The following is a 26303-nucleotide window of genomic DNA, read 5'->3' as shown; positions in this document are numbered from 1 at the left end:
TTATGAAAAATTATAGCAAATGAGTACCAAGGACGAATTTTACGCGCATATTGAAAAAGGATATACCACCAAGGGCGATTTTATAACTATGGGTGCCGCTATGTTAGATGGTGAAACCGTATCCGGGGCGCATGTAAAAATTCCACTTAAAACTTTAAACCGCCATGGTTTAATTGCCGGAGCAACGGGTACCGGTAAAACGAAAACGCTTCAGGTGATTGCTGAAAATTTATCTGATAAAGGTATTCCGGTTTTGCTGATGGACCTCAAAGGAGATTTAAGTGGCCTTGCCCAGCCCAGCCCAGGTCATCCAAAGATTGATGAGCGGCACGAGAAAATTGGACTTCCTTTTGAGCCTAAAAGTTTTCCTGTAGAAATACTGTCGCTTTCCGAACAGGATGGGGTAAAGCTCAGAGCAACAGTTTCGGAATTTGGCCCGGTATTGCTCTCCAGGATTCTAGACCTTTCCGAAGTCCAGGAAGGCATTGTGGCGGTGGTATTTAAGTATTGTGATGATAATAAACTGCCTCTTTTAGACCTTAAAGATTTTAAGAAAGTTCTGCAATATGCAACCGGTGAAGGTAAGGCCGAATTCACTAAAGATTACGGGAGAATTTCTACAAGTTCCACGGGCACCATTCTCAGAAAAATTATCGAGTTAGAACAACAAGGTGCCGATCTGTTTTTTGGTGAAAAGTCGTTCGAAGTAGACGATTTAACCCGGATTGATGAAAACGGCAGGGGGTATATCAATATCATAAGATTGACAGATATCCAGGACCGCCCCAAGCTGTTTTCCACATTTATGCTTAGTTTGCTCGCTGAAGTATATGCTACATTTCCCGAGCAGGGTGATAGCGACAGACCCGAGTTGATCCTTTTTATAGATGAGGCCCACCTGATATTTAAAGAAGCATCTACAGCGCTTTTAGATCAGATTGAAAGTATTGTCAAGCTAATTAGGTCTAAAGGAATTGGGCTTTACTTCGTAACCCAAAACCCTACGGACGTACCTAATGCTGTACTGGCCCAATTAGGTTTAAAGGTACAACACGCACTTAGGGCCTTTACAGCCAGAGACAGAAAGGCAATAAAACTTACAGCAGAAAACTACCCTATTTCCGAATATTACGATACTAAAGAAGTACTTACTTCATTAGGGATTGGTGAGGCTTTAATTTCTGCCCTGGACGAAAAGGGAAGACCCACCCCGCTTGCTGCCACCATGCTCCGGGCGCCTATGAGCAGGATGGATATACTGACAGAGGGGGAACTGAGGACGGTAATAGACAATTCTAAACTCGTTAGTAAATACAGCGAAGATATAGACCGTGAAAGCGCCTATGAAATGCTGAATGAAAAAATAGAAAAGGCGGAGAAAGAAGCCGAAAAGGAAAAGGAAAAGGAAGAAGCTGAAAAGGAAAAGGAACGTTCCAGAAGAACTACCAGCCGCAGACGAAGTACCAGACAAAACCCGGTGGTGAAAGTACTTACAAGCGCAACTTTTATCAGAGGTGTTCTAGGGGTGCTTAAAAAAGTGATCCGCTAAAACACCAAAAGAATTTACTAATTAAAAATTACCCATTGAAACAACTCATCAGCCCCATAGCCCTACTAGTTCTGGTTTTGACATTAACCCATTGTACAAAGGAGAAAGACACCACCTTTCTTATTGCTAAAGATGCTGTGGGAAAACTTCAACGTACAGATTTGGTCAGTAACATTTCTGAAATATATGCCCAGGATTCTGTGGTTACAGACAGTTCGGCACTTAATATGGGTAGTGCCACAAAAAAAATACAGATCTACGAAAAGGGGGGAAAGCACTTGCTTACTTTAAACCCAAGTTCGGACAGCATTCCTAAAATAGAAAACCTTCGCATTTTTGACCCGCGGTTTGTCTCGGACAAGGGAGTGGGTCTAAACAGTACTTTTAAGGATATCAAAGAAAACTATACTATTAAGAAAATTGTGACCTCCAGAAACAATGTCGTTATTTTTATTAAGGAGAGTGACATGTACTTTACCATATCCAGGGAGGAACTGCCTGCCAGTCTGCGCTATGACGCCAGTATAAATATTGAAGCCGTACAAATCCCGGACAAGGCCAAAATAAAGTATCTGATGGTTGGCTGGGAGTAAGATTGTTTCCCGATCAGGCTTTACTAAAAAATAGCACCTATGAATCCAATCTTACAACAGTTACTTGTAAAGCGGGCAAAGGCCCGTTTTAAAAAAAGGTCCGAGCAGGATACAATTCCTAAAAAATTGCTTGTAAAAGAAGTGAGGTCCGGGCAGGTAGAAATGGCACATCTGCTAAAAGAAATTCTTTTCATGACTATTGGGGTATTTGCCGCCGGCTTTGGGCTAAAAGGGTTTTTACTACCCAATTCATTTATAGATGGAGGTGCAACAGGGGTCTCCCTTTTGATAAAGGTTATTTCTGATATCCCATTAGGCCTGTTATTGGTAGTTGTTAACCTGCCGTTCATTTTACTGGGGGCGAAAACCATAGGAAAAAAGTTTGCCCTTAAGAGTATCCTTTCCATAATTGCGCTTGCTTTACTTGTGCATTTCTTACCCTATCCTACAATTACTTCAGACAAATTACTTATCGCCGTATTTGGGGGATTCTTCCTGGGTCTTGGCATAGGTATGGCCATGCGGGGCGGGGGCGTCATTGATGGCACCGAAGTATTGGCCATCTATTTAAGCAGAAAATGGCATCTGACCGTCGGGGATGTCTTGCTGCTGATAAATATATTAATTTTCTCCACAGGGGCTTATTTGCTTTCAATAGAAGTGGCTCTTTACGCCATCCTAACCTACCTGGTAGCGGCCAGAACTGTAGATTTTGTTGTGGATGGGGTTGAAGAATATATAGGAGTAACAATTATTTCTGCCAAACATGAGGAATTGCGCCAAATGATAACCGAAAAAATGAGGCGGGCATGTACTATTTATTACGGGAAAGGTGGCTATAAAAAGTATGGAGAGAAACAAGTGGCCAATGAAATTATCTACACCGTTGTAACCAGACTGGAAATTGCTAAACTAAGCACGGAAATAGACAAAATAGACAGCACGGCTTTTGTGGTCATGGGAATAGTTAAGGATATAAAAGGCGGGATGATTAAAAAGAAACCTTTAAAGTAATGATAGCCCGCTGCTTGTGTTAATTCTATTGGAAAATGTATCTTGATATCTGGAATTGGGTCACAGATTAGCACCTGACTCAACCGCACCATAACTATGTCGATTATTAATCACTGCATCCTTGTGCTGCTCTGCCCACTCCGTAAGATCTATTAGCTTCTGCAGATAAGAATGCCCAAAATCTGTTAATTCATATTCTACCCGGATAGGTACTTCTGGGTACATCGTTCTTTTAAGATAGCCATCGCCTTCAAGTTGTTTCAGGCGCTCACTTAAAACCTTGTTGGAAATTCCATAAACCTTTTTCTTGAGTTGATTGAATCTTAAAACAGGGTAATAGCCAAGATAAAGAATTATAAGAATACTCCATTTATCTGAAGCCAGGGCCATTACGTCGCGAATAGGGCAAATTAAATCCCTATCCTTTAGGTTAACATGACCAAACATCTTTTTTAATTTTTTCGCTGCTTTAAGTTTCTGATTTTCAGTTATAGTTACTATTTGCATACCAGATCTGTTTATGGAAACTTTCCCTTTTATTAAAAAGAATTTGTATTTTTGGTTTTTATTATAGAGCAAGTTACCAAAAGTAACTTTCATGAGCAAATGAAAAAGACATTGAATAAATACCTCCCGCTGGCCTACGGTTCATATTTCAACATTCTGGCTGCATTTTCTGCCAGAACGGCAGCACAAAAAGCATTTAAGGTATTTTGTACGCCTAGAAAAGGTAGTGTTTTGCCAGCTCAACAGGCTTTCCTGGAGCAGGCAACAAATGGCGTTACACAGATTAACGAACAGAAGATTCAGACCTATCAATGGTCTGGTCATAAAGAAACTGTATTACTCCTCCATGGCTGGGAGAGTAACTCGTTCAGATGGCGTAAGATGATTGGTTTCCTTCAGAAGGAAAATTACAATATCATCAGCATAGACGCTCCCGGACATGGAAATTCTTCAGGGGAAATCTTCAATGTGCCTTTGTATGTTGATGGCATAAGGGAAGTGGTGTCTCAGTATCAACCTAAATATGTAATCGCACATTCTGTGGGCGGAATGGCGGCCATTTACCACCAATACAAATACCCTGGAAATTCCCTGGAAAAAATGGTGGCAATAGGAGCTCCATCAGAGTTTTCAGAATTGATGGATCAGTATAAAGCTATACTAAAGTACAATTCAAAAGTGGGTACTGCCCTGGACAATCATGTTTACGAAAATTATGGTTTTCGCATCAAAGATTTTTCCACTTCTGCATTTGCCCGTGAAATTACAATTGATGGCCTATTGATTCATGACGAATTGGATGAAATTGCACCTGTGAGTGCTTCAGAACGGGTACATGCCAACTGGAAAAACAGCCGGTTGATTAAAACCGAAGGTCTTGGTCATTCTATGCATCAGGATGAGGTGAGTAATAGCATAATAGATTTTTTGAAGTCTTAGAAAAGGGGTATTTTTAAGTCCTATACACAAACTACCTATAAAGCCGTTTTCATGCCAGAAATTACACCCTTCCATATTGCCATCCCCGTACATAACCTTGATGCATGCAGGACCTTTTACCGTGAAGTACTGGGTTGTGAAGAGGGCCGCAGCAGCGACCATTGGGTAGATTTTAATCTTTTCGGACATCAACTGGTAATCCACTACAAACCCAAATCCAATGAAGCACTGCATACCAATCCGGTAGATGGAAAAAACGTCCCTGTGCCGCATTATGGGGTAGTATTATCCTGGGATACATTTCACAATTTCGCTGAAGCACTTAGGTCTAAAGCCATAGAATTTATCATCGAACCATATGTAAGATTCAAAGGAGAAACAGGAGAACAAGCCACCATGTTCTTTTTAGATCCGGCAGGCAATGCGCTGGAATTCAAGGCCTTTAAAGATATGGGGCAATTGTTTGCGAAGTAATCTTTTTTAACCCAGCAGCAATCCCCTTCTACGTACCCAAAAGAAAGCAAAAATGATATTAGGCACCCAGCAAAGCCACGCAACTATACGGTAGGCGGTTACAAAATCGCCAAAGGCATAACTCAGCAAAGGCAGCCAAAAGCGTAGCGTCACTGCTGCAAAACAGGCGGCATAACTGTAAATCATAAAAGCCTGATGTAACTGAATATCCCTTCTTTTGATTGCAAAGTAAGCCTGCAACGAAGTGTACAACCATAATACCCCCAGACCTAAAAATCCCAGGGTTGCAACGATACCGCCAGTGGCATAAAAGGCAATGTAACATCCGCACAAGCCACTAACCACTGCTGCGATAACATATACCTTACCTATAGTTCTGTGTCTTTGTAAATTAGCTTTTCTCAATTTCTTACTAAACTGTATCCATCCTATTAGCAGCGCCAGACCACCAAATAAGATATGGCCGTAAAAACCAATATTCCAAATGGTATCAGCAAGCAACTCGTCCGACTTGGAAGCTAACAATCCAAATTCACGATCTAATACAAAATAGGTTAATGGGTAGAGGCCCACCGCTATGGCCAAAACCGCGAAGACTATCCATGCTAACTTATTTGTTGATCCCATACTAATAATTATTTTTCAGGCAACTAATCACCCATCAAATTCCAATCCATCCCATTCCCCATTTTATCGCCCTTGTCACTTGTGTTTTTTGTCTTATGCGCCTTCCCTGAAATGTTCCAAAATATTGTTCCCCCCTAACATTAAAAACTTGCTTTTAGACTTATCTTATTTGTACCTCCAACTTGTTAAATCGGCCCCTTCGGGGGCGCTCGCCATTATACGTTTCATAATCTTAGGTACATACATGCTATTATAGCGCAAGCGGCTAATTGCATTAGGTTGTTCCGGATCACCATTCCAGCAATGTTCCGCTCTGTCTCCGTAAAGTACTTCCCCTCCATAATAGGGTTCAGTTGTACTCTCTAGAAAATCTTCCATTAAATATACTGCGTTATTGAGATAATAGTTATCCATATCCCCACAATAGATATTGATCTTGCCTTTTAAATGATCTCCTATTTTATCCCAATCGCGTTCCAGGATGTGTCGTAAATCATAATTTTCTTTCCAATAATCAGCTATAGAATGGTCTATATCCCCAGTAAATTTATCCCAAATCCGCACTGGATAACCGTCTTCTCCCATAGGTGAGTATGTGGCTTCCCAGATATCCCATTGCTGGCCAGACCTGCTTTTATCTCCCAGAACTAATTCCAGATGGTTGCCCTGCCTCAGCGTACTATGCACCTGCCCTAAATAATCTCTATGGCTGGGTACCTCTGTTTTCTTATGTGGACTATCGTAATAATAGGCATTTTTGTCTTCGTAAATATTGGTAAGACAGTAGGCCCTGAAATCTATAGGATCCGGGCATGCAGCAAAACAACCGTTGTATTCTTCCGGGTACATCACCTGTACAGCCAAAGCTTCCCAACCCCCGGTAGAACCACCGTATAAAAAACGAGACCAGCCCTCACCCATTCCCCGGAATTCTTTTTCTATATGCGGAATTAGTTCATAGGTAATTGCATCCCCATATGGCCCCTGGTTTGCAGAGTTTACAGCATAAGAATCGTCATAATAAGGTGTCGGGTGTTGAATTTCAATAATTAAAAAACGTGGAAAATCTGGCTCATTCCAGCGCTTGTAAAAGTCGTACGCTTCCTGTTGTTGAATAATATTATACCCTTCCAGATTAAAACGGGCAGCGTATTCTGGTTTCATATTAGGATCTGGAGGCGTGGTCCGGAAACCGCCAAAATCTGAAGGGAAATGCCCGTGAAAGATCATTAGTGGGTATTTGGCCTCCGGATGTTCTTCAAACCCTTTTGGCAGCAAAACATGAGCGCCCAAATACATATCCCGGCCCCAGAATTCGGATAGTTTTTCAGACCTGATCTTTATGTGTTTAATCCACTTGGTATCTTCAGCTTCTTCAATAGGGGGAATTTTCTGATCCATTACCACGGTAATATTCTCCACACCTTTTTCCGTGATACTTATCTTAAATGGTGTACTATACAAATTTCCGGGTGAACGGTTCCATTGCTGTCCTTCCCCGTTATCCATGGGTAATTTAACGGTATGACCTGTTGAGAGGTTAAAGGTCTCATAGGTATGCAGCAGGGCTTGTACCCAGTATTCCCCCGGTGGCACCTTTGCAAGGCTTGCATAGGGATATCCAAAAACTTCTGGGCTAAACGCAGCACTTTCATTTGGAGCCATCCCCTCCACATTCATCCCAAAGATCAATTGAGTGTTATCTCTGTCATTGATTTGAAACCTGGGTTCTGTCTTGTCGTTATCAGAAAGCATCAATAAAAGTCGCCCGTCCAGTGGTTCAGCACTTACGCTTTCCGAAAAATTGACTTTAATCTCTATATCCGGAGAATTAGCAGAATCGGTTTTGCATCCCCAGCCACAAACTGCAATAATCAGAAGTTGTAGAACGTATTTTCTCATGCCTTATGTATTTCCTAAAAAGGTACTGATTTAGATGCAAAAAGCAAACCTTTAAAAGGGCCTGCGGGCACCAAATTTTGAATTTTTGCGTTCTAATACTAGTTGAACTCGGTAAGTATACCTACTAAATTATTGAGTGATGAAGAAAATTTTTATTTCTATTGTAGTGCTGGCAGCCCTGGTAGCTATCAACGGATGTACCAATAATGAAGGAGATTCTGATTTGGATATCATTACCCCGGTAGATTCCACGCAGGGGAAACTTCAAACTAAAGAATTACCCAAAGTGTAATACAACTAATTGGCACTGTTATGGCGCTCTCTGGCCAAAAGGGTATTTTTTAGCAACATAGCTATGGTCATTGGGCCAACTCCTCCCGGAACCGGAGTGATGAAAGATGCTTTTTTGCTTACATTTTCAAAATCTACATCCCCGGTAATATAATATCCGCGTTCCCTGGTCTCATCTGGCACTCTTGTAATCCCAACATCAATGATGGTGACCCCTTCCTTAACCATATCGGCTTTCAGGAATTCAGGAACCCCAAGTGCGGATACAACAATATCTGCCTGTAGGGTTAACTCTTTGAGATTGGTAGTTCTGCTATGGGTAAGGGTTACCGTTGCGTTTGCCGCTTCGCCTTTCTGACTCATCAGGATGCTAATAGGCCTCCCGACAATATGGCTCCTTCCGATGACTACAACATGCTTACCTTCTACAGGAACACTGTATCTGCGTAGTAATTCCATTATCCCGAACGGCGTGGCAGAGATAAAAGTTTCCATATCTAATGCCATTTTACCAAAGTTGGTAGGATGAAAACCATCTACATCCTTATCGGGGTTCACGGCCATTAACACTTTTTCCTCATCAATGTGTTTCGGAAGAGGTAATTGTACAATATAGCCATCAATATCTTTATCCTGGTTGAGCTGTTCTACCTGCTCTAAAAGCGCCTCTTCAGTGGTATCCTCCGGAAGGTGAATAAGGGTAGATTCAAAACCAATTTTTTTACAAGAGCGTACCTTACTCCCAACATAAGTTAGGCTGGCACCATCGTTCCCAACCAAAACCGCAGCCAGGTGGGGTACCTTTTCACCGTTTTCTTTCATTTGAGATACCTCAGCGGCTATCTCCTCTTTAATTTGGTTGGATATTTTTTTTCCATCGAGGATTGTCATTATCAGCGATTTATTTTTAAGGATTTAATTTTAAAATTCGACAATTGACCTACTACCTCATATTTTGCATCATCTGCATCATTTTTTTACCTCCCCCGCCTTGCATCATCTTCATCATTTTGCTCATCTGATCGAACTGTTTTAGCAATTGATTTACTTCCTGAATAGTTCTTCCACTACCTTTTGCAATTCTCTTCTTTCTGCTTGCATTCAGTGTTGAAGGCGTTGATCTTTCTTCAGGAGTCATAGAATGAATTATAGCCTCAATATGTTTAAAGGCATCGTCATCTATATCCATACCTTTTAATGCTTTCCCAGCTCCGGGAATCATTCCCATAAGGTCTTTCATGCTGCCCATTTTTTTGATCTGCTGAATTTGTTTCAGGAAATCATCAAAACCAAACTTGTTCTTAGCTATCTTCTTCTGGATTTTCCGGGCTTCGTCCTCATCATACTGTTCCTGAGCCCTTTCTACCAAAGAGATAACATCACCCATTCCAAGTATCCGATCTGCCATTCTGGACGGATGAAAAACATCTATCGCATCCATTTTCTCCCCAGTTCCAATAAACTTAATGGGTTTATCTACAACCGATTTTATTGATATTGCAGCTCCCCCTCTGGTATCACCATCGAGCTTGGTAAGAATGACCCCATCAAAATTAAGGACATCATTAAAGGCTTTTGCCGTATTGACTGCATCCTGCCCTGTCATAGCATCTACAACAAAAAGTGTTTCCTGTGGCTGAACCGCATCCCTGATATTTGCTATCTCGGTCATCATTTGCTCATCTACTGCAAGACGGCCCGCGGTATCTATAATCACCACATTGTTTCCATTGCTTTTGGCATGAGCCAGGCCCGCCTTTGCAAGGGCAACAGGATCATTATTTTCCCTGTCCGAGTATACTTCAACCCCTATTTGTTCTCCAACAACATGCAACTGGTCAATTGCCGCGGGTCTGTAGACATCACAGGCGACCAATAGTGGGTTTTTTGTTTTCTTTTTCTTGAGGTAATTAGCCAGCTTTCCGGAAAACGTGGTTTTACCAGAACCCTGCAGACCAGACATCAAAATTACCGAAGGTTCCCCGGAAAGGTTGATCCCTTCCGTTTCTCCACCCATAAGTTCGGTGAGCTCGTCCTTGACAATCTTCACCATTAACTGACCCGGCTGTAAAGTTGTCAGAACGTTTTGTCCAAGTGCCTTCTCTCTTACCCTGTTGGTAAATTCCTTGGCTATTTTAAAATTAACATCCGCATCTAACAATGCGCGTCTTACTTCTTTGGTAGTTTCGGCTACATTGATCTCGGTAATCTGTCCATGGCCTTTAAGAACATGAAGCGCTTTATCTAACTTTTCGCTTAAATTATCAAACATCGTCTTTCATTATTTAAGGGGAAGTGCAAATTTAAGAATATCAATGGGATGATGGAAGTTCTGCGCAATAAATATAAATGAAAAAGGGTAGCTTCAGTTGAAACTACCCTTTTACTAAAAATGGGGCAAATAAAGGTATTTTTAAACCTGATACCTATCAGGTGTGGGGTCTAATTTCTCTCAAAAACCAGGACGCTATAACTCCCGTCATCCCTGTAGTCCTTGAGCTCTATTCTTCCTTCTGAGATAGATACAAATTCATAATCATCTGTAAGCTCTCCCAGAGGATCTTCATCACCTAGGTTAAGATACACTTTCAGTTTACCTTCAGAATTTCTTAATACTCTCCAAACACCGTCTAATACTGGCTGATCATTAATAGAAACCTCTATTCTATGTTCAGCGTGGAAAATAAAGCTGTATTCGGCGTATTCTTCTGTAGAGTTAACTTCACTCTCAGTGTAATTTGCAACCATCCATTCTCCTTGCATCATCGCTCCTCTGATCTCTGTGACATCTCCATCATTATCGTCTTCACATACACGTTGCAGAATCAATTCGTAGTCCGTATCAGGAATTTCAAATTTCAATCTATCATCCCTAAGATCCGAAATTGGCCACTCAAAGCTTACTCCAGGTTCATCTCCCATGGTTATTGCCAATACTAATCTTCCCTGAGCATTGGTGGTAATCTCCCAGCTTCCTTCAGATATTACATCTCCTTTGGTAAGTGTTACCACACCTTCGCCCATAAAATTGAACTCATAACCTAACAGCCTTCTAATCTCAACGTCATCTACTTTCACTTTCTTGATGATCCAGCTACATTCTCTTAAAATGTCTCTAAGCGAGTCTGGTGGAGAGTTGAATAAATCACAGGCATTGCGCATGATTATCCTGTTACCACCTTCCTGATAAAGTTTAATTTTACCTTCTCCAATTTCGTAGACATACCATTCCAGGTTGAAATCTACCAATACATCAAACTCTAGTTTAATCAACACTTTGTGGTTTGCAACTCTGGTACTCCATGTACCGGTAAGGCTATTACCCATTCTGTCTTTTACAGTTACAGAACCATCTTCTTTGAAGTTCATTAAGTACTCAAAGTACTGATCTGTCTGATTAACTTCATCTCTTTCTACTTCATGAATCAACCATGGACACTCTACCAAATAGTTCTCCAGACGCTCCTGAGTAAAATCGTCATCATTATGATCGTCATCGTCATCTTCATCACAGGCATCTTTAGCCATTTCAATAGCATTAGCCAATTCGGCATTGCTATTTACCTGTACTTCTGTACCATCATATAGTTTTAAAGAAACTGGAAAATCTATGCCGATAAGGTCGTTCTCACCTAACTCGTCAAAGAATCTTCTCAGGTCCATATCACTATCTACAGTTACAGTTCCTGTTTGTTCGTTGTTAACATTAAACGTGTAAAGGGTAATTGGGTATACAAAATCTATACACTCAATATCATCATCATCACCACCTTCAACACATTCTTCTGCTAATTCTCTAAGGTCATCAATACTATTGATCACTACTTCTTGATAATCTCCTAATGTAATAGTAATAGGGAACAGAATATCAAGAATGTCTTCATCGTCTTCCAGGGCATCAAAGATCTCTTCAACTAGTTCAAGGTCTTCTCTGGAATCTAAGGTAATTTCCACCCCATTTACCTCAACGGTATAAGGGAATTTAATAGCAAAACAGCTAGCTCCGTCTACTATATTATCAAAAGAACCATCATTGGTGCTGGTATCTTTAATAAGTTTGGCGGTAGAAGAACTGGCCATAATTGTTTCCTGCTCGTCAGAATCTGGTAGGGGTTCAAATTCTTCCTGACAAGATGTAAACGTTAGTGCCATCGCAAGTAGTAACGTATACACTGAATAATTAAAAAACTTTTTCATAACGATTTGGATTTTTTTGTTCGTACAACTATGAAACAATTGCCATTATAAATACCCTACCTGAATTTTGAATTTTTTTGGCTTTTTATGTAGTCAGTCATCGATAATTACCCATTTTCAGGGCAATTCAAAAGCATCAATAAAAAATAATTGGAAGAAAAAAGTGACTTACAGCACCGCCAATGCAAGAGAAATACAGCGTTCAACTAGGGTCTTTGAAAAATAAGGTGATCGTAATCATTGGGTTCATCTTCGTGGACGAGTTCTATAAGGTTTTCACTTATTTCCACAATCTCCCAATCGTTGCCCATATATTGATAGTTACTGCCGTTTTCAAAAGTCAGAATGAGTTCTAATTCCTGCTCACTGTTCCTATATATACGCCAGTTTGCTCCTATCATGGCATTGTCCAGTTTAAAAACACCCTCAGGGGCAAACAGGAAAGTTTCAGTATAACTGATAAAATTGGGATCCGAATTATATGTAAAAGCAGTCACCTGCCAGGATCCTTCTTTTATTGCCTGCCGTATATTGCCAACTTCCTCATCATAATTATCGTTGTAGCAATTCTTTTCGAGTATTAGTTCATAATCACCTGTATCATCTTTAAACTTCAACCGCTCATAAGCAATATCATCTAATGGCCATGCGAAGCTTATACTAGGATCCCCGCTTTCCATATCTAAATTTAGAACGGGCTGTAGTCCCCCACTATTAGTTACTTCCCAGCTACCGTTAATTGTAGTGCTGCCATTCTCCATAACAACGACATTTCCAGGCAGGAAGCTTAAGTCATATCCCTGAAGCTCACTTAATTCCTCCACTTTCTCCACTTTTTTAATGATCCAGCTACATTCCTCTAAGGTGGCCTGCAATATCTCCGCCGAATTATTGTGGCCTGCGCAGGCGCTTTGCAGTATCATTTTATCATCAGCTTCGGTTTCGAGCTTAATTTTCCCTTCTTCCAGTTCATATACCGTCCAGGTACTGTTTAACGGACTCAGGGCATCAAATGCAATATTCAGTAAGACGGTATTACCTTCAAGCTCTGTACTCCAGGTACCAGACTGCACCCCTCCTAAGTCATCCTCATATTCTACCGTTCCATTGGAGTTAAAGTTCAAAACAGAAAGGTAAAATGCCGCTGAAATATTATTATCATCGCGATCTAATTCTTTAATCAACCAGGTACATTCAATTAGCAAATTCTCTAGTCGATCCTGTGAAAAATCGTCGTCGTTATAGTCATCGTCATCATCCTCATCGCAGCTGTTAACCGAACCATTAATTGCCTGTATCAGTTCCAAATTACTATTGACAACAATTTGTTCTCCGTTATATTTTAATAAGGAGATAGGAAAATCAAAACTAACTCTGTCATTTTCATCAAGTCCGGCCAGAAAAAGCCGTAGCTCGGAATCTCGCTCCACTACCACTCTACCCAGTTGCTCGTTATTAACGTCAAAGGTGAACAGGGTTATGGGGTAAATAAAATCTATGCATTCATTATCTGCATCATCACCACCTTCGATACATTGGTCTGCCAAAGCATTTAATTCTGCTTCATCCTCAACCAGAATCTGACTGAAATTTGATAAGATAACGGTAACCGGATACTGTATTTCCAGGATATCTTCATCTAATTCATAAGCATCAAAGAGTAATTCTATCTCGTTAAAATCCTCTTTTGAATTGATTGCTATTTCCTCCCCGTTAACCACCACAGTATATGGGAATTTAATTGCCAGACAGCTGGCTCCGTCTACTATATTATCGAAAGACCCGTCGTAACTGCTCACATCACGAATAAGCTTCACCAGTAGTGAACTATCCGTTAGGGCCTGTGGTTCTACCTGAGGCTGGGGTGCTTCGGTTTCTTTCTGGCAAGAGGTGAAAACCAAGCTCATCAGCAGGATAAGGGCATAAATAGGGCTTTTAGAGATAAGCTTCATTAGATTTGGATTTCATTCTTAACTTCTGTATTAAAACAATTATCCATTGAATTACCCTACTCCTTTTAATTTTTTTCAAATATCTTTGGGGGAGCCAATCATTTGAATCGCGCAACTATGGATAACGTCTGTGAAGAAGAAGTATTCAGCTCCCTCTTCAAAACTAATTCTAAAACGGTTTTTAACTACATATATTATAAGTTTGGCAATGAAGAGAAAGCCCATGACGCAGTACAAGAGGCTTTTGTAAAGTTGTGGGAGAACTGTGCCAAGGTTAGTCCGGACAAGGCAAGATCTTATGTCTATACTGTGGCCAACAACATGTATCTCAATGTTATCAAAGCCGAAAAAGTGAGGCTTAAATACGCGGATAAATCAGAAAAAACCACCCATGAATCTCCCGATTATGTTATGGAAGAGAAGGAATTCAAGGATAAATTGGACCGGGCACTGGATAGTTTGCCGGAAAATCAACGGACTACCTTTCTTTTAAACCGCATAGACGGCAAAAAATATGCTGAAATTGCTGATTTAGAAGGGGTTAGCGTAAAAGCGATTGAAAAAAGAATGCATTTAGCACTAAAATCCCTGAGAGAGCAGATAGACGGGATCTAAGATCGGGGACCCTATGCTGCGATGGCATTAATAATGGGGGTTTGTGACCTGAAAGTGAATATTTTATAATTAAAAAGTAGGGTTATGAGGAACTTAGTTGTTATAATGATGTGAAGCTAGAAATAATGAAATGAGAGTTTCCTCAGATGAAATTGCCAACGGAAGGGTTGAAAGCAGATTACATCTGATCTAAAGGAAAGTAAAATAAAGAGAGATGAAAGAGAATTATTTAGCAAAATGGCTTAATAACGAGCTTACAGAAGCAGAATTGGCAGAGTTTGAGAAAACTGCCGAATATGCTACTTATAAGAAAATATTGGATGTTTCCGCTGACCTGGAGCCTCCAAAATTTGATATCGAGAAAGCTCTTGATGACTTGAGAAATAACAGACCTGAAAAAGAGGTTAAAGTTATCAGGTTAAGTCCGATGAAAAAAGTAATGCGCCTTGCAGCAGCAGTGGCTGCAATTGTAGCCGTTGCGTACTTCTATATAAATTCTTTAGATATAACCGTCACAACTCAGTATGCCCAGCAAACAGAAGTAATACTTCCGGATGCATCAGAAATAATTCTTAATGCAGCATCGGAAATTAGCTATAGTGAAAAACGATGGGATAAAGACCGGAATGTTAAATTAGAAGGGGAAGCATTTTTTAAAGTGGCCAAGGGTAAAAGATTTACTGTGGCAACCGAAAATGGCCTCGTTACCGTATTGGGTACTCAGTTTAACGTAGAAAACAGAAAAGACTTTTTTGAAGTAACCTGTTATGAAGGCCTGGTCAGTGTGGCATATAATGGTACTGAAACCAAACTACCTGCCGGCACTTCATTTATAGTTATTAACGGAGAAATACAGCACCCGGAGACCCCGAATAGCAGTGTTCCTTCATGGATGAATAATGAAAGTTCCTTTAAAAGTATTCCCCTGGCTTTTGTGTTAGATGAATTTGAAAGGCAATTCAATATTGAGGTTGAAACCAAAAATATTGATCTGGATCAACTTTTTACAGGTACTTTCAGCAACACAAACGTAAATTTGGCGTTACAAAGTATTAGTACTCCTTCTCATATAAAGTTTAATTTAGAGGAGAACAAAGTGCTGATCTATGCCGAAAACGCACCTTAAACAGGTTATTTTATGTTGTTTGCTCATATCAGGCATTTTTATGGGCATGGCACAACAGCCCTCTAACACAACTACAACATACCTTATTCCATATATACAGCAGCTTGAAGGTGATTTTGATGTAAAGTTTTCTTATGTGGATGAGGATTTGCGTCCTATTATCATCAACATACCACAGAGTAAGGACCTTGATAAGATCTTACGGCAGATACAGGATGAAACCCAGCTGATTATTAAAAAACTCAGTGATCGATATTATACACTAAGTAAGAGCAATCTAGTTGATATTTGCGCCTTTGTCCTCGATAATTATGCTGAAAATACAGTTACCGGGGCAACTGTGGAGGTCATTGGCAGCAGTATTGCTACAATTACAGACCTCGATGGCTCCTTTTCCCTCTCTAATATTCCCAGAAAAGCATCAATTAGGATTAAGCATCTCGGATATAAAACAAGGTATATCACCGCCGAGGATCTTGTAAATCAGAATCCCTGTACCCCTATTCTGTTGGGCGTACGCTATCAGCAGCTGGAAGAAGTGGTGGTTTTCAAATTCCTTACCTCAGGTCTGACCAAGGAATTGGATGCAAGCATTTTACTCAACACCAAAGAATTTGGGATACTGCCAGGACTTACAGAACCCGATGTTCTGCATACAGTACAAGCCCTGCCCGGTATCAAGAGTATTGACGAAACGGTCTCTGATATTAATATCAGAGGGGGGACAAACGATCAAAACCTCATTTTATGGGATGGCATAAAAATGTACCAAAACGGGCACTTTTTTGGATTAATCTCGGCATTCAACCCATATCTTACCGACGAAGTCCGGATAATAAAAAACGGCACCAGTGCGGCATATGGTGAGGGACTAAGCGGTATTATAGATATGAGAACAAAAAATACTGTGGAAGCGGAGTATTTTGGAGGGGCCGGTTTTAATCTTATCAGCGGTGATATTTATGGTCATACTCCACTTAGTGATAATTTAGCCATTCAGTTTTCTGCCAGACGTTCTGTGACCGATTTTCTGAATACCCCAACCTATGATCAGTTTTTTGAGAGGACCTTTCAGGATACAGATGTAGTAGACAGGGATGCCAATTTTTATTTCTACGATTTCACAGCGAAAATCCTTTATGATTATAATGACAACCAGAAACTGCGACTGAGCTTTATAAATATCAATAACAACCTGGATTATACAGAGACCTCCGGAGACAGTGGAAGAACCAATCAGAGCAGTCTGGATCAGACCAATTTATCTTTTGGCGGTACCCTGGAGAGTAACTGGTCCGAAAAGTTTACTTCACTTATTAATGGGTACTACACCCGATACGACCTGGATTCAAGGATCAGTACCAATGATGCAGCCCAGGTACTATCACAGAACAATGAGGTTATTGAAACATCTTTAAAACTAAATACCAACTATATCATCAGTGACCAACTGGATTGGTTAAATGGTTACCAGTTTACGGAAGTAGGGATAACCAACTTTACCGATGTTTCCCAACCTCCATTTAATAATAGCACAAAAGGGGTTGTAAGGACCCATGCTGTTTTTTCAGAATTGGGATATTTATCTCCTAATTTAAAATTCAGGGCCAAAGGGGGTGCACGAATTAATCACGTAGAAAACCTGAATACCTTTTCGGAAGTCTTGGTAGAACCGCGTCTAAATCTCAACTACACCTTTTCTAATCACTACAGATTGGAAATTCTGGGGGAACTCAAACACCAATCCACCAATCAGATCATAGACCTGGAACAAAACTTTCTTGGGATCGAAAAAAGAAGGTGGATGCTCTCTGATAGCCCTTCGGGCACAAGACAGCAAAATGCACTACCCATTACCAGAAGTAAGCAGGTATCCATGGGCATCAATTACGATAAAGATAGTTGGTATGCCAGTTTAGAAGGTTTTTATAAAGAAGTAGATGGTATAAGTACTGCCACCCAGGGATTTCAGAATCAGGATCAGTTCAATGGTGAGATTGGCAATTATGATGTTAAAGGGGTAGAATTTCTGATTAATCATAAAAGCAGGTCATTCAGCAGCTGGTTGAGTTATACTTATAACGTGAACGATTACACTTTTGAAGATATTAATCCCACTAATTTTCCCAACAATCTGGATATCAGACATAATGTAACTTTTGCCAGCACCTATACCTATAACAAAGTTAAGCTTGGTGTAGGTTTAAACTACAGAACAGGAAAACCTTATACAGAACCACAAAGGGCTCCCAATTCAATAAATACCACGGTATTTCCAAATACCATTAATTTTCAGGCACCAAACAGCAGTCGGTTATCAGATTATCTCAGGGCAGATGCCTCTGCTACTTATGATTTCGACATAAGTCCCGGCATACGGGCCTCTGCAGGTGCCTCAGTGCTAAATTTGCTCAATAAAAAGAACATTCTAAACACCTACTACCGCATAAATGATCAGGGCGAGATAGAAAAAGTAGAAAACATCTCCCTGGGCCTAACCCCCAACGTGAGTTTTAGAATAAGTTTTTAATTAAAGAAGTCCGGAGGTGCGTGCTTACATACGCTGTGGCACCTGTATTCCCAATAGTCCGAAAGCCGTTTTAATTACCTCAGCTACCTTTTTTGATAAGAGTACCCTAAAGGTCTTTTTTTCTTCGTTTGCTTCACCAAGAATAGAAACCTGCTGATAGAACGAATTAAATTCCTTCACCAAATCGTAGGTATAATTGGCTATTAATGCCGGACTGTAATTTGTTGCAGCCAATTGTATGGTCTCTGGAAACAATTGCAATTGTTTTAGTAATTCCTTTTCCTTTTGATGCAAATCTTGTTGCATTTCCACTTCAGTTCCTGAGATACTGAGTTTATCCGCTTTTCTTAGGATAGATTGTATCCGGGCATAAGTGTATTGAATAAACGGCCCTGTATTCCCCTGAAAGTCTACAGATTCTTCCGGGTTAAAAAGAATCCTTTTTTTGGGGTCTACTTTTAAGATGTAATATTTCAATGCCCCAAGGCCTATCATCTTATAAAGGTCTTTTTTTTCATCCTCAGTATAATCATCTAATTTCCCGAGTTCTTCAGAAATATCTGCGGCCGTTTTGGTCATTGCATTCATCAGATCATCTGCATCTACAACGGTTCCTTCCCTGCTCTTCATCTTACCGCTGGGAAGATCTACCATCCCATAGCTAAGGTGATATAGATGTTCTGCCCAACTGTAACCCAGTTTCTTCAGAATTAAAAAAAGCACCTTAAAATGATAATCCTGCTCATTTCCTACGGTATACACCAGTCCGCCTATATCCGGGTAATCTTTAACCCGTTGGATAGCCGTTCCAATATCCTGGGTCATATAAACCGCTGTCCCGTCTGAGCGCAACACAATTTTTTCGTCAAGTCCTTCTTCTGTAAGATCTATCCAGACACTGCCATCTTCCTTTTTATAAAATACCCCTTTGCTGAGGCCATCTGCTACTACATCTTTACCTAATAGATAGGTGTCGCTTTCATAATACAACTGGTCAAAATCTACTCCCAGATTCTTGTACGTCTCATCGAAACCTTTATAGACCCATCCATTCATTTTTTTCCATAGGCCCACCACTTCTTCTTCTCCTGCTTCCCAACTGCGAAGCATATTCTGAGCCTCCAGTAGTAAAGGTGCTTCTTTTTCTGCTTTTTCTCTGGCAACCCCTTCAGCTACCAATTTGCTCACTTCTTCTTTGTACGCCTTGTCAAAAGCAACATAATAATTACCTACTAACTTATCTCCCTTTAGCCCACTGCTTTCTGGAGTCTCCTCCTTTCCCCATTTCTTCCATGCCAGCATACTTTTACAGATATGTATGCCGCGATCATTTATGATCTGTGTTTTATACACCTTTTTACCGGATGCCTTAAGAATCTCGGCTACAGAATACCCTAAAAGGTTATTTCTAATATGTCCCAGATGCAAGGGTTTATTGGTATTGGGAGAAGAATATTCTACCATTACGGCATTTTTTGCACTGGAGATGCCCAAACCATAATTAGAGGTATCGAGAATCGAATTAAAGAATTGCAAATAGTACGAATCGTCTATAACAATGTTTAAAAAGCCTTTGATCACATTATAATCCTCAACTTCGCCCAGCTGCTCCTTTAAGTACTCGCCTATCTGTTTCCCAATTTGCTCGGGATTGCCTTTTACATAACGTAGCATAGGAAAAATTACCGCTGTTATATCGCCTTCAAAATCTTTTCTTGTAGGTTGAAATTCCACGGTTGGAAGTTCAATTTCGAAAATGGCAGATACGGCTTCTTTTACCTTTGCCGTAAGTAGTTGTTCTATCTTCATAAACTGCGGTAAGTTGAAGGTGCAAAACTAATCATTTTTTGCGCTTTGACCTTGAAAAGTAGATGCTTCAAAATAATTGTAGACAGATTTAATTAACTTTATGAAAAAAGATTGTCAGATGAACTATAAACCACACACAATTCTTGTCCTTACCTCCAAGAGTATTAATAATCAGGAGCATTAATATGCTACTCAATGTTTCATACAACAACAAAGAGATCACCAGAAAGGTAGACGCGGCTGTGGGTAAACCTTTTACCCTTAAAGAGCGCTGGAACATGGGGGGTATTGGCTCTCCCAAATTGTTTATTACGGGTTGCAGTTTGGAAATTCGCAATTTGTTGCTCCTGGATAACAACCTCAACAGCTGCAATGTTGAAATGAGACCAAATGGGATTATTGTCCGTTTTAGGTCGTTGCTGGAGACTTTTGCGTTGGTTATCCCTTATTACAAATTGAGTATTTACAAAGGTGATCTTGGCATTTATGCTATTTACAGGGATCACCATTTTATAAAAGTAAGATCCGATACCAAGGCGATACAGCGCTTCTTTAAAAAAATGCTGAATTATAAAGCAGATAATGCCCCAACCTCCATAGAAGATTTATAAATTACAAAAACGGTTACTTTGACAAAGATAAAGCCCGAGACTCCAACCACTTTAATTCAAAAACAGAAATGAAGATCTTGTTAACCGGTGCCAATGGATATATAGGGATGCGGCTATTGCCTCAATTGCTTGCTGCGAAGCACGAAGTGGTTTGCGCCGTGCGGAATAAAGAGCGTTTATCTATTGATCAGGAAACGCGGGATGCCGTAGAAATTATAGAGATAGATTTTCTGGAACCCGTAGTTCCCGATGTACTTCCCAAAGATTTAGACGTGGCTTATTTTCTTATACATTCTATGAGCAACTCCACCACAGATTTTGACGAAATGGAAGCCATTACAGCAGCCAATTTCAACAAATATCTAGAAGGCACAGCCGTAAATCAGGTGATCTATCTAAGTGGTATAGTCAATGAAAAAAACCTTTCGAAACACCTGTGGTCAAGGAAAAATGTGGAAGAAATATTATCTGAAGGTAATTTTAATCTGACAGTCTTACGTGCAGGGATCATAGTGGGTTCTGGCAGTTCGTCCTTTGAAATCATCCGGGATTTATGTGAGAAACTACCATTGATGATTACTCCTAAATGGGTGCTCACAAAAACACAGCCCATAGCCATAAGGGATGTCATCTATTTTCTGACAAGGGTTTTAGGGCATTCCGAAACCTTCAATGAATCATTTGATATTGCCGGTCCGGATGTGCTTACTTACAAACAAATGCTGCAGCAGTATGCGCAGGCAAGAGGATTCAGGAATTGGATTATGACAGTACCAGTAATGACACCAAAACTATCTTCCTACTGGCTATACTTTGTAACTTCTACTTCTTATAAACTGGCACTAAACCTGGTAGACAGCATGAAGGTAGAGGTAATCGCAAAAGACAACAGATTAGAAGAGCTGCTCCAGGTTAAAACACATACCTACCGGGAGGCCATAGACATGGCCTTTAAAAAAATTGAGCAAAATCTGGTAGTAAGCAGTTGGAAAGATAGCATGGTTAGTGGCAGGTTTAAAAAGACGCTCGAAAGACACATACAGGTACCCAAATTTGGGGTGCTTAAAGATGAAAAAACAATCAAAATTAAGGACCGGGAAGCCACGTTAAATAATATCTGGAAAATTGGCGGCACCAATGGGTGGTATTATGGAGATTGGCTTTGGAAGATAAGAGGTGTTCTAGACAAACTAAACGGGGGAGTAGGCCTGAGAAGGGGGCGCACCCACCCCGATAAAATCTTTACCGGGGATTCTTTAGACTTTTGGCGCGTACTTTTGGCTGACAGGGATAAAAGCAGATTACTCCTTTTTGCCGAAATGCGAATGCCGGGAGAAGCCTGGCTCGAGTTCAAGATTGATAAGAACAATGTCTTACACCAAACGGCTACATTCAGGCCAAAAGGACTAAAAGGACGGCTTTATTGGTACAGCGTACTCCCTTTTCATTATTTTATTTTTGGAGGTATGATAAAAAATATTGCTAAAAAGAACAGCGAATAAAAATTTTAGGCAACTTTTAATACATTTTCTACGTCTATTATAATATCATTGCCGTTTAATTGGACATCCATGAATATTCGCAGATCAGATTTAGTTGTCTTACTATTGTTATTGACCTCATTTAGCCTTGTTTCCCAAAACCTAAACTCTAAAGTAGTTAACGCAAAAACCAGCGAGGGAGTTCCTTATGCCACCATACAGTTAGGGGAACATAAAGGAACAATAACTAACGATGAAGGGAGGTTTAGCCTCACTTTAGAAGAGCTGGAGGCCATGCAGGATTCTATTTATATCTCTAGTATGGGATATGAAAAAACAGCTATACATATAGGCCAGGGGCTTGATAGTGTTTTATATCTTAAACCGAAACCTATAGAATTGAGTGGAGTGTATCTATTTAATAAGGAATTAGATGCGGAAGAGATCATAGAAAAAATGATTTCCCAATTACCACAAAATATCAATCACGACCCCATCAGGCAACGCTACTTTCTGAGGCAATCCATATTTGGAAATATTAATAAGGTAGATTTCGGGTTTGAAAAATCTTCTATTGAAGAATTGGACAAAGAACTGATAGACAGTATCGCCAGGGCCATTCCCTTAAATTCTTACCACTACAGTGAAACTCTGGGCGACTTCTACAAAACGGATAAGGCCTACAAAGTAGCTGTCTTAAAGGCGGCAGAACTTTACGACAAAAAAGATATCGGGTCTTTTGAAGATCTTGGAAAACGCATGGAGACCATGTTTAAACAAAACGTGAAACCAGATTCCTATCTAAAAATTAAGTCGGGGATCTTTAGTCAGAAAGTGCAGGTAGATTCTATTTTGAGTGATCTGGAGGAAGAAGAAGCCAGGGAACTGGAAAATGAAATTAAAAACGACACTATTTCAGGTCTGGTAGACAGCCAAAAACATATTTTTGACGAGCTGTTAAATGAACTCTACTACCAGGAGGATACCAAGCTCAATCTTGTAGATAAATACAGAAAGTATGAATTTAAGATTGATGGCTACGCGGAAATTGATGATGCCGGGGTTTATGTAATAGATTTTACTCCCAAACGAAGCGCCGATTTTAAGGGGAAGTTGTATATAAATATTGAGGATTTTGCAGTGATGCGGATCGATTTTGTAAACCTTAAGAATCTCCGGAATTTCAGATTATTGGGTATTTTTTACCGTGAAACGCTCTATAAGGGTTCTATGCGTTTCACCAAATTGGAAAATGGTAAATACGATTTAAAATTTGCCGATTTTAGTTTTGGGCGTTGGTTCAGATTTGACCGCCCGTTAGATGTCATCGAAAAAAACAAGCATGTAAAAGGCCGGAGAAAACAAAACGAGTTAAGGTTGAATATCGACTTCAGGATGACCAACACCAATAAATGGGAATTAGTTGTATTTGAGAATAACTTGATAGACCAGCAAGGTTTTGACGACTACAAGGAAGACAAAAGTGTAAAAGCCACCTATATGGCCAGATATAATCCGGAATTCTGGCAAGGATACAGTATTATGGAGCCCAATGCGGCACTCAAAGAGTTCGTTGTTGCAGAAGGAGAATAAGTCTTATTAGATAAAGCCCGTAGCAATCCGCAGTTAAATACCGGATTGGAAATACAATCGGCCTTTTCCTAAGACCTGGGCAAAAACACTTCGGCCATCATACAACGGGCACTACCTCCGCCGCAAGTCTCAATAGTGTCCAGAGAGCTATGCACTATTTCACCAGACTTTTCAATTATTGCTTTTTGTTGTTCTGACAAACTATTAAAGGCCGCAGAACTCATCACCATAAGGCGTAGATTATCTTTGGTAAGCACCTGGAGCATATTCCCTGCAAAATGGTGCATCTGTTCTTCAGTAATAGGCACCACTTCTTTCCCATCCTCTTTAAGGTGCTTTACTACATTGTCTCTTTCTTTTTTATCATCAATGGCATCCAGGCAGATAACAGCGATTTGTTCTCCAAGGCACATCATAACATTGGTATGATAAATGGGTAAACGTTCCCCATTTACAGTCTGGTTTGCAGTAAAAATCACCGGCATACAATCAAAATCCTCACAGAACTCTATAAACAGTTCCTCATGAGCCCTCTCCGAAAGCGCGCAATACGCCTTCTGATTCTCCCTGTCCATTAAAATACTTCCCGTTCCTTCCAGAAAAAATCCTTCCTCTTCAGCCGTGGTATAATCCATGATATTATCTATCCTAAACCCTTTTTCTTCCAGAATATCTAAAATATCTGTTCTTCTCTCGTTACGCCTATTTACGGCAAACATTGGGTATATACCTACTGTACCATTCTTGTGAAAAGAGATCCAATTGTTTGGAAATATAGAATCCGGGGTATCAGGGTCTTCTGTATCTTCTACCACAATTACGTCCACCCCCTTCGCTCTTAAAATATCAACAAATGCATCAAACTCCTGTTGCGCTCTGCTATTAATGGCCGCTTTGCTAAGGTCCAGGTCTTCCTGAAAGAAATTATTGACGGCCGTCTGCTCATTCATCCTGAAATTCACCGGCCGAATCATTAAAATTGTATTTGTAATCTGCATCTCTAATACCCTGAATATTGGTTAGTAAAATTAACCATTTCCGGTTTCATTTTACAACAATTAAGCATTTAAGACTGCTGAAATCATATCGCCCTAATTGACCTTTATAGTAATTGCAAGGGTACTATTTTACCAGCTTAATAATGCCCTTAAGAAGAAGCACTTAAGCATGTTTTGTGTAGCAACCTTTAAATGTGGTGACCTTTAATAACAATAACCTGCCTTTTGTGTGCGGAGCAAGGTTGGTAGTTTTTCAAAAATACTTTGAAATCGCAATCCGGAGAAAACTATCGTCCCTGAAGTTGGAAAGAATTAATTCCGAAGGAGCAATATCGTTGAAAATCCTCGCTTCTATTTCAGCGGTCCAACTACTGCCAAATCGCCTGGAGGCCTCCAGGCTAAAAATGGTGCTGTTAGACTCCAGGTCTTTGATGCCTCCAAATAGTATGGAAGTATCCTGGATATCGTTAAATGCAATTCTACTGGCAATAAAAAGATCGTTCTGTAAAGCAGTCAAAGCCAATTCATCTCTTTCGTCATATAAATACTCGCCCAAAACACCTATGTCCAATCCATTACCATCAATATTACTAAAGGTGTATTCTACCCCGGCAGCGAAGGCTAAAAAGTCTTGTGCTTCTGCCGAACGGTAAATAGACTCTAATTTCCAAAGAAAAGCATCATGAGTCACCTGCAGTTCCAGGCCTGTCTGGTTAATCACCGGGTAAAAGGCATTAATATTTCCTGTCTGGTCAAAAACAAATAAAGGTTCTCTTCCATTGCCATAAAAATGTGAAAAAGCCAAATCAAAAATTCCGAAATAATGTTTCCAGCGCACCGCAAGGTCTTGCCGCCATTGTTCGGCCCCGCTTTCATAACTCAGATCGTCTTTGTCTATGACGGTCCCAAACCTCAATCGGCCCTCTCTTCCGGGAAATGTACGTTTGCGATGATAGGGGAGATAATACAGCTCAAAGGTTCCAATTGAGTTAGTAATATAACTAAACTGCACCATCGGTTGCCCAAGTTTTTCTTCTCCGTCAAAGGTTTCAACCGCGTCTGTCTGGTTGATTATATCTACCAAATGATTACTCTCAATAACACCCCAATACACTTTTTTAAGGCCCAGACTAAGCTCCCAGTTATTTTTTGCCTTTTGATAATACAGTTCCCGGATATCGCCATGGGTTCGCTCATTATCCCTGTCTAATCTAAAGAATCCCTGAAAATTAATGCGTTCATAACCCTTATTCCATTCAAGACTATAGGCGGGCCTAAAGGCAATTGACGGATAATTTCTTTGCTGATCGCTATAAGCAGCATCATCCAGAAAGTAACGGTATTCCGCTTCTACTTCCAGCTCCAAATCCTGAGATACCTTTTGAGAAGTATCTTCCTGTGCCCAGCTGTGCCCAGTAAACATTAATAAAATAAAAGCAATAATTCCTTTATGGTTCATACCCTGGTGGTCAAAAAGACAGTAACAACATCTGAA

Annotated in this window: 22 protein-coding genes; 12 read left to right on the top strand and 10 right to left on the bottom strand. The window is 40.2% G+C overall.

Going from position 1 to position 26303, the window contains the following annotated elements:
- Positions 1–19 precede the first annotated feature (19 nt).
- The 3 genes from J1G40_RS11365 to J1G40_RS11355 are packed head-to-tail and all read left to right on the top strand — an operon-like array spanning position 20 to position 3156.
- Positions 20–1549, top strand: coding sequence for a DUF853 domain-containing protein (locus J1G40_RS11365; protein ID WP_265242760.1), 1530 nt, complete (start codon positions 20–22; stop codon positions 1547–1549).
- 35 nt (positions 1550–1584) lie between these two features.
- Positions 1585–2142, top strand: a complete 558-nt coding sequence (locus J1G40_RS11360) for a hypothetical protein (RefSeq protein WP_265242759.1) — start codon at positions 1585–1587, stop codon at positions 2140–2142.
- 39 nt (positions 2143–2181) lie between these two features.
- A complete protein-coding gene (locus J1G40_RS11355) occupies positions 2182–3156 on the top strand; it encodes a YitT family protein (protein WP_265242758.1) in 975 nt (324 codons plus the stop codon).
- Between the two features lie 60 nt (positions 3157–3216).
- Here the strand turns inward: J1G40_RS11355 and J1G40_RS11350 are convergent, their stop codons facing one another.
- Positions 3217–3663: a winged helix-turn-helix transcriptional regulator gene (locus tag J1G40_RS11350; protein WP_265242757.1), complete on the bottom strand. Its 447-nt coding sequence runs from the start codon at positions 3661–3663 to the stop codon at positions 3217–3219.
- Between the two features lie 99 nt (positions 3664–3762).
- Between J1G40_RS11350 and J1G40_RS11345 the strand changes: the two genes are divergently transcribed.
- Both J1G40_RS11345 and J1G40_RS11340 read left to right on the top strand, forming a co-directional pair.
- Positions 3763–4602 carry an alpha/beta fold hydrolase gene (locus J1G40_RS11345; protein ID WP_265242756.1) on the top strand — a complete coding sequence of 280 codons (840 nt, stop codon included), beginning with the start codon at positions 3763–3765 and terminating at the stop codon, positions 4600–4602.
- Between the two features lie 51 nt (positions 4603–4653).
- Positions 4654–5076: a VOC family protein gene (locus J1G40_RS11340; RefSeq protein ID WP_265242755.1), complete on the top strand. Its 423-nt coding sequence runs from the start codon at positions 4654–4656 to the stop codon at positions 5074–5076.
- A 6-nt stretch (positions 5077–5082) separates the two neighbouring features.
- Here the strand turns inward: J1G40_RS11340 and J1G40_RS11335 are convergent, their stop codons facing one another.
- Together J1G40_RS11335 and J1G40_RS11330 are read right to left on the bottom strand one after the other, a co-directional pair.
- Positions 5083–5703 carry a DUF2306 domain-containing protein gene (locus tag J1G40_RS11335; RefSeq protein WP_265242754.1) on the bottom strand — a complete coding sequence of 207 codons (621 nt, stop codon included), beginning with the start codon at positions 5701–5703 and terminating at the stop codon, positions 5083–5085.
- A gap of 165 nt (positions 5704–5868) precedes the next feature.
- Complete coding sequence (locus tag J1G40_RS11330; RefSeq protein WP_265242753.1) at positions 5869–7605, bottom strand: hypothetical protein; 1737 nt, start codon at positions 7603–7605, stop codon at positions 5869–5871.
- 139 nt (positions 7606–7744) lie between these two features.
- On the opposite strand from J1G40_RS11330, the gene J1G40_RS11325 reads away from it, so the two are divergent.
- Positions 7745–7897: a hypothetical protein gene (locus J1G40_RS11325; protein WP_265242752.1), complete on the top strand. Its 153-nt coding sequence runs from the start codon at positions 7745–7747 to the stop codon at positions 7895–7897.
- A gap of 5 nt (positions 7898–7902) precedes the next feature.
- Here J1G40_RS11325 and folD read toward each other — a convergent pair whose 3' ends face one another.
- From folD to J1G40_RS11305, 4 genes are all read right to left on the bottom strand, one after another.
- Positions 7903–8787, bottom strand: a complete 885-nt coding sequence (folD, locus tag J1G40_RS11320; protein WP_265242751.1) for a bifunctional methylenetetrahydrofolate dehydrogenase/methenyltetrahydrofolate cyclohydrolase FolD — start codon at positions 8785–8787, stop codon at positions 7903–7905.
- A gap of 52 nt (positions 8788–8839) precedes the next feature.
- Positions 8840–10168 carry a signal recognition particle protein gene (gene ffh, locus J1G40_RS11315; RefSeq protein ID WP_265242750.1) on the bottom strand — a complete coding sequence of 443 codons (1329 nt, stop codon included), beginning with the start codon at positions 10166–10168 and terminating at the stop codon, positions 8840–8842.
- A 170-nt stretch (positions 10169–10338) separates the two neighbouring features.
- Positions 10339–12093, bottom strand: a complete 1755-nt coding sequence (locus J1G40_RS11310; RefSeq protein WP_265242749.1) for a hypothetical protein — start codon at positions 12091–12093, stop codon at positions 10339–10341.
- Positions 12094–12299: 206 nt separating this feature from the next.
- The gene (locus J1G40_RS11305; protein WP_265242748.1) at positions 12300–14045 is read right to left on the bottom strand and encodes a hypothetical protein; all 1746 of its coding nucleotides are present in this window, start codon (positions 14043–14045) and stop codon (positions 12300–12302) included.
- A gap of 117 nt (positions 14046–14162) precedes the next feature.
- Here J1G40_RS11305 and J1G40_RS11300 point away from each other — a divergent pair, with 117 nt between their 5' ends.
- From J1G40_RS11300 to J1G40_RS11290, 3 genes are all read left to right on the top strand, one after another.
- The gene (locus tag J1G40_RS11300; RefSeq protein ID WP_265242747.1) at positions 14163–14660 is read left to right on the top strand and encodes an RNA polymerase sigma factor; all 498 of its coding nucleotides are present in this window, start codon (positions 14163–14165) and stop codon (positions 14658–14660) included.
- Between the two features lie 214 nt (positions 14661–14874).
- A complete protein-coding gene (locus J1G40_RS11295; protein WP_265242746.1) occupies positions 14875–15786 on the top strand; it encodes a FecR family protein in 912 nt (303 codons plus the stop codon).
- Positions 15767–18316 carry a TonB-dependent receptor gene (locus tag J1G40_RS11290; protein WP_265242745.1) on the top strand — a complete coding sequence of 850 codons (2550 nt, stop codon included), beginning with the start codon at positions 15767–15769 and terminating at the stop codon, positions 18314–18316. Before J1G40_RS11295 ends, J1G40_RS11290 begins: the two co-directional genes overlap by 20 nt.
- A 24-nt stretch (positions 18317–18340) precedes the next feature.
- On the opposite strand, the gene argS is transcribed toward J1G40_RS11290, so the two are convergent.
- A complete protein-coding gene (gene argS / locus J1G40_RS11285) occupies positions 18341–20125 on the bottom strand; it encodes an arginine--tRNA ligase (RefSeq protein WP_265242744.1) in 1785 nt (594 codons plus the stop codon).
- 185 nt (positions 20126–20310) lie between these two features.
- Between argS and J1G40_RS11280 the strand changes: the two genes are divergently transcribed.
- From J1G40_RS11280 to J1G40_RS11270, 3 genes are all read left to right on the top strand, one after another.
- The gene (locus J1G40_RS11280) at positions 20311–20736 is read left to right on the top strand and encodes a hypothetical protein (RefSeq protein WP_265242743.1); all 426 of its coding nucleotides are present in this window, start codon (positions 20311–20313) and stop codon (positions 20734–20736) included.
- A gap of 68 nt (positions 20737–20804) precedes the next feature.
- Positions 20805–22238: an SDR family oxidoreductase gene (locus tag J1G40_RS11275; RefSeq protein WP_265242742.1), complete on the top strand. Its 1434-nt coding sequence runs from the start codon at positions 20805–20807 to the stop codon at positions 22236–22238.
- A 69-nt stretch (positions 22239–22307) separates the two neighbouring features.
- Complete coding sequence (locus tag J1G40_RS11270) at positions 22308–23810, top strand: carboxypeptidase-like regulatory domain-containing protein (protein ID WP_265242741.1); 1503 nt, start codon at positions 22308–22310, stop codon at positions 23808–23810.
- A gap of 68 nt (positions 23811–23878) precedes the next feature.
- Here J1G40_RS11270 and ctlX read toward each other — a convergent pair whose 3' ends face one another.
- Positions 23879–24808, bottom strand: coding sequence for a citrulline utilization hydrolase CtlX (ctlX, locus tag J1G40_RS11265; RefSeq protein ID WP_265242740.1), 930 nt, complete (start codon positions 24806–24808; stop codon positions 23879–23881).
- Between the two features lie 253 nt (positions 24809–25061).
- Entirely contained in the window at positions 25062–26267 is a 1206-nt protein-coding gene (locus J1G40_RS11260; protein WP_265242739.1) for a hypothetical protein, read from the bottom strand.
- Positions 26268–26303: the final 36 nt, after the last annotated feature.

Origin of the sequence: Muriicola sp. Z0-33 (assembly GCF_026126425.1) — a bacterium.
Taxonomy (GTDB): Bacteria; Bacteroidota; Bacteroidia; order Flavobacteriales; family Flavobacteriaceae; genus JAFMPW01.
The sequence above is the reverse complement of the archived record's forward strand: the minus strand, read 5'-3'. Positions and strand labels throughout refer to the sequence as shown.